6 protein-coding genes and 1 pseudogene are annotated in these 4,485 nt (G+C 35.8%); all 7 read right to left on the reverse strand.

What is annotated here, in order from left to right; translation table 11 throughout:
- Positions 1-4 precede the first annotated feature (4 nt).
- On the reverse strand, positions 5-1,039 hold the full coding sequence (locus tag CN288_RS26730; protein ID WP_098303533.1) for a GH25 family lysozyme: 1,035 nt from the start codon (positions 1,037-1,039) through the stop codon (positions 5-7).
- Between the two features lie 106 nt (positions 1,040-1,145).
- Positions 1,146-1,349 carry a hypothetical protein gene (locus CN288_RS26735; RefSeq protein WP_141528022.1) on the reverse strand — a complete coding sequence of 68 codons (204 nt, stop codon included), beginning with the start codon at positions 1,347-1,349 and terminating at the stop codon, positions 1,146-1,148.
- A 1-nt stretch (position 1,350) separates the two neighbouring features.
- Positions 1,351-1,584, reverse strand: a complete 234-nt coding sequence (locus CN288_RS26740; RefSeq protein WP_098303534.1) for a hemolysin XhlA family protein — start codon at positions 1,582-1,584, stop codon at positions 1,351-1,353.
- A 30-nt stretch (positions 1,585-1,614) separates the two neighbouring features.
- Positions 1,615-1,761: a hypothetical protein gene (locus CN288_RS29150; RefSeq protein WP_176527750.1), complete on the reverse strand. Its 147-nt coding sequence runs from the start codon at positions 1,759-1,761 to the stop codon at positions 1,615-1,617.
- Positions 1,754-2,260, reverse strand: coding sequence for a hypothetical protein (locus CN288_RS26745; protein ID WP_098303535.1), 507 nt, complete (start codon positions 2,258-2,260; stop codon positions 1,754-1,756). Before CN288_RS26745 ends, CN288_RS29150 begins: the two co-directional genes overlap by 8 nt.
- 24 nt (positions 2,261-2,284) lie before the next feature.
- Entirely contained in the window at positions 2,285-3,631 is a 1,347-nt protein-coding gene (locus tag CN288_RS26750; RefSeq protein ID WP_098303536.1) for a BppU family phage baseplate upper protein, read from the reverse strand.
- Positions 3,631-4,485: pseudogene (locus CN288_RS26755) on the reverse strand (phage tail protein); the annotation flags it as partial. The gene CN288_RS26750 and the pseudogene CN288_RS26755, both read right to left, overlap by 1 nt.

Consider the following 4,485-nt stretch of genomic DNA (forward strand, 5'->3'; position numbering starts at 1 on the left):
TTTTTTATCGAATCCATTTAATATAAGACTCGTCGAAATAAATCCAACCTTTATCTTTAATGTAAATCCAATCTTTATTTTCTCTTAGTTCAACTTCCCATTGTCCAATGCAAATACTACTCCTAACACCACTGTCAGCAATGGAATAGTGGAAGCATTCTAATCCGTCTTTATTGTTCCAGATTACACCTTTAGTTTTACCATCTTTTTCGATTACGGCATCATGTTCTGTAATCCAATTGTTTTCAGCGATTTTAAACCAGAAACGTTTACCGTCCCAAGCATTTGCTAAATATTGATGACGAGAATCTTTATATACCTTTTTCACAACTTTTGAATTTTCATCTGGTTTTTCATATACCCATGATTCAGTTACACTAATTTTTAAATATCCAAGATTATCAATATTTTCTTCTGGTACTAAACTATTTTGCTTGTTAGTAAACCAAGATAAGGGCTTGTCTCCATTTAAAAGATTTAAATCAACTCTTCCGATTCCGTTTAAATATCCATTATCCGTGTATTGCCATAACTCACAAGGGAAATCTGGTTTAACTTGTGGTGTTCCATCATTCGTTCCATATCGAGGAATCCAAAGGAAATCAGCTTTTACATTTCTTAGATCATACATATTATACATATGGTGCGATACATAAAAACCAACTTTCCAACCTGCTGCTTTACAAGTATCAATAAATGCTTGTGATGCTTTTGCTAAATCATTTAAGTTACCTTTGCTGTTCATAGATGCCACTGTATCATCTTCCACATCTAAAACAAGGAATTTCGCATTTTTATTTACACGTTTTAAAAAGTCATTCGCTTCTACAATTGCATCATTTATACTTACATAACATCCATACGCATATGCAGCATGTGCAATACCTCTAGCTTCTAAATTTGATACATGTTGATTATATAATTCATCTACTACATTTGAACCGTATTGCACTCGACAAATCGCTAACTCTAATTGTGGTGCCGCTACCTCCCAGTTAATATTGGCGTTCCATTTTGAAATGTCTACAATGTGTCTCATATTTTTTACCTCTTTCGTGTTTTTTAGTTTATATAAAAAGAGCAACGTTCTCAACGTCACTCTCACGCTTGTACACCGTTTTTATTTGTCAGACGTACCATTTATTTTATTCAATATCTTCTTTTCCTTCTTCATGATCAGACCAAATACCAAGAGCGATACCAACAGACAACAGATATGGAGCTAATTCATCTAGGAAACTCTTAGCTTCAGGAACTCCAAACTTTGTAAACAGAAATCCAAGCAATGAAAAAACCGCAACCCATGTTTTCCAGTTACGGAATCGTTTTTTGATATTTTCTTTTGACATACTACATTCCACCTTTCATTAGTAACCCCAGTAAACCCGCTACAATTGCACCAATGATAATCCGAAGAATCCAGGTAGTATTGGCACTAATTTTGTCCAACTGTTTGTTAATGTTAACAATGTCCTTTTCGTTACCTAAAGTCCGGTTTTCCAAATGACGGATATCTTCTTTTATATCTTTTTGATCTGATTTGATTTGTTGGATCTCTTGCTTTAAATCGATAATTTCTTGCATTATTCCACTCCTTTCAAAATAAAAAGCCCACTATTGTGCGCTATCCGTAATTAAATCTGCTCTTCCATTGTCGGTTAAGTATTTGTCAATTCTATCTTTATAAGCCTTCAGCTTTGTAATAACAACAATATACGTAAAAACTCCATCAATCACTCGCTGTGCCATGTACTCAGCCATTTTGCGCCAGCTCCTTTTTATAAACATCGCTACCCATTATTAAATCGTCCAAAGCTTTCTCAGTTAGTTCCAGTTTCTTTTTAAGTTTTTCTATTTCTGAAGGTTCTTGTGGTTTCGGTTTGTTCATTTCTTCTAATTCTTCTTCTGTAATGGTTTCAATCCACTTTTCTCCATCCCAAACAGGCTTGTAATAAGCTGGAACAGGAACTTCCGTATAGCATTCTGGATAGTTATAAATTTCGGTATAACCATTAGGAATTACCTCTTGATAATGCAATTCAACCGTTTGATATTGTAAGATGTCTTGGTCAACTTCTTTTTCTTGATACTCTTTGTTTTCGTCTAAAAACGTATGCAATACCTTAATTGTTACGATTTGAGGGATATCAACCATTCTTGTCCGATTTTCTAATTTATTTAGCGTTTTATATTCAGGAATTACTAGTTTTGTCCCTGTATAAGCCTTCGTTTCCTTGTCGTACATGTATACTGTTTTCATGTAAACTCTCCTATTCTTTTATTTTTAGATAATATAAGTAAATGTAAATGACCAATGTTTTAATGGATTTGTCCCCTCTGCAATCCATTCGCAATGTACAGAGCCATCAGTTCGAAGTGTAACGAAACCTGTATTTGTATCTAAATTGTTTAAAACATAAGTTGCGGAGAAGGTTAAATCACTTACAGGACGGAAATTTGCTGGAAGTGAAGCGATAATATGATTATTTTTCACACCTACTACATTCATATTGAGGCATACTGTATTTCCGCTGCGCTTTATTTTTGATGTTTTACCAGATTGGTTTGTTACACCGTTGATTGGAGTGATATTTGTCCAATCTGTATCAGATGTTTGTTTAATGGTACCGTCAGGTTTAATCCGAAATGCCTTAGTAAAATCCCAATCACTACCACCGACAGTTGTACTAGGTACAAATGAACATTCTCCGTTCGAAGATTGATACATTCGCCAACGCAGACTTGATGTGCCGCCACCTTGTATAATACCTGACCCTAGCGAATCGAACATTGCAGACCCACTAGTTTTCAAATCTCCTGTCATCGTGTCGCCTAATTTACTAATTACTTTCGAAGCATCTGCATGTTCTACCCAACCTAACCATTTACCGTTATCACAATAATTTGTCCATAATTTATTGTGGTAATCTTTTGCGATAACATAACCATAAGTAGGTGAGTTAATATGAGAAATGCCTCGCCAACTTATATTTTCAGGTATAGTACCCTGTACACCTCCAGCGCAGTAAATGGTATTCATTCCAAGCCCTTTTGCAACAATTTCGTCAAGAACGTTCTTTGTAGTATCGCTCACTGAAATTGACACGCCGCCTGTATCTGTTGTGATTTTTGGTACTTGAACATTTTTTGCATTAATTAAATTTGTTATCTCTGTAATTTTTGCGGTCGTTGCATCAATTTCTTTTCGATAACCAGCTACAGCTTCAAGAGCTTTGTCGAAATCGGAAATATAATGATTCAGTTCAATATTTCCTTGCTTCACATCACGACCTAGTATAATTTTTAAATCCTGTGTAGAAAATCGCTCCGTTGTACTTTTTTCGAACGCAAAATAAGCTGCCCACACACTAGGAGTAGATACAGCTTCTTTCGAAAATGTATATTCAAATATACCTTTTACTGCATCAATAATAACTGCATCATCACGAACGAAATGCCCGGATTGATTTGCCGCTTCATATTTTGCAGTATACCCTGTTAAATCAACGCTTTTACCGTATTCTTTGAGGTGCACAGTTACTTTTAATCCACTTTTATCATTTTGTCGAGAGTAAATCGTCTTTATCAGTGCTGGATTTGCTAAGTCAATTATGATTGTCTCACTTCTCATTATTTCACCTTACTTTCTAACGCCGCTATTCTCGCTTCTAATGCGGATATTTTGCTACGTGTCTCATCAGCAAATGTATCTAAAGACCTCCGTAGACCACTATCGCGATCAACCGATTCAGCATTTACTCTGTCAAGGATGTTACTTAAATTGGTATCACGAGAAACGGAATCAGCATTCACACGATCCGCTGTCCTTCTTACATCATCAAAAGCGGCATCAACAACTTTTACACGCGCTTCAAAAACTCCACGAGTCGTAAAATCGCTAAAAGCTACTCCATTCCATTTACTCGCCCATATTTCAGCCCATGTCCAAGTAGTCGTTCCGAGTGATCCTGTACCAGACTTTTTAGGAGCGAAAATAGCACCTTGATGACCACCAATGTTATCAATTGTCCATGATGTACCTTGTAATTGTGAATTTACGTATGATGATGGTGTATAGTTAATTGGTCCCGCAAAATCGCACCATCCGAAGAACTTTCCATAAGCATGCGTTTCAAAGAATGGAGCATTTATCGCTACGTTTCCAGATTGTCCATCAATAAATATATTGTTACCAACTGAACCATCAGCATTACGAACCCCAATCGATAATGATGCTTTTGGATTCTTGATTCTTTCAATTGTCCAGTACGTAATTTCTCTTCCATCTGAACCGATTGCTTGTGAAACCGTGGAAGCTGGCGAACCTGTAAGAGAATAAAATTCAATTGCGGATAAGTCTAAATTAATACCAAAACGATTATTTTTTGCTCTCATTGTTCCAGCAACAATAGATTCAGCATTAACATTAATAATGTTTGCTAAGGCTGCATTTAATGTCCCTGCTGTAATAAAATCAGCAACAAT

The sequence above is a fragment of the Bacillus sp. AFS023182 genome, assembly GCF_002560575.1.
In the GTDB taxonomy this organism is placed as follows: Bacteria; Bacillota; Bacilli; order Bacillales; family Bacillaceae_G; genus Bacillus_A; species Bacillus_A arachidis.

Bases quoted from the DNA above. Each gene is read 5' to 3' on its own strand.
- CN288_RS26735 (WP_141528022.1), bottom strand. From the start codon at position 1,349: ATGTCAAAAGAAAATATCAAAAAACGATTCCGTAACTGGAAAACATGG.
- CN288_RS29150 (WP_176527750.1), bottom strand. From the start codon at position 1,761: ATGGCTGAGTACATGGCACAGCGAGTGATTGATGGAGTTTTTACGTAT.
- CN288_RS26740 (WP_098303534.1), bottom strand. From the start codon at position 1,584: ATGCAAGAAATTATCGATTTAAAGCAAGAGATCCAACAAATCAAATCA.
- CN288_RS26730 (WP_098303533.1), bottom strand. From the start codon at position 1,039: ATGAGACACATTGTAGACATTTCAAAATGGAACGCCAATATTAACTGG.
- CN288_RS26745 (WP_098303535.1), bottom strand. From the start codon at position 2,260: ATGAAAACAGTATACATGTACGACAAGGAAACGAAGGCTTATACAGGG.
- CN288_RS26750 (WP_098303536.1), bottom strand. From the start codon at position 3,631: ATGAGAAGTGAGACAATCATAATTGACTTAGCAAATCCAGCACTGATA.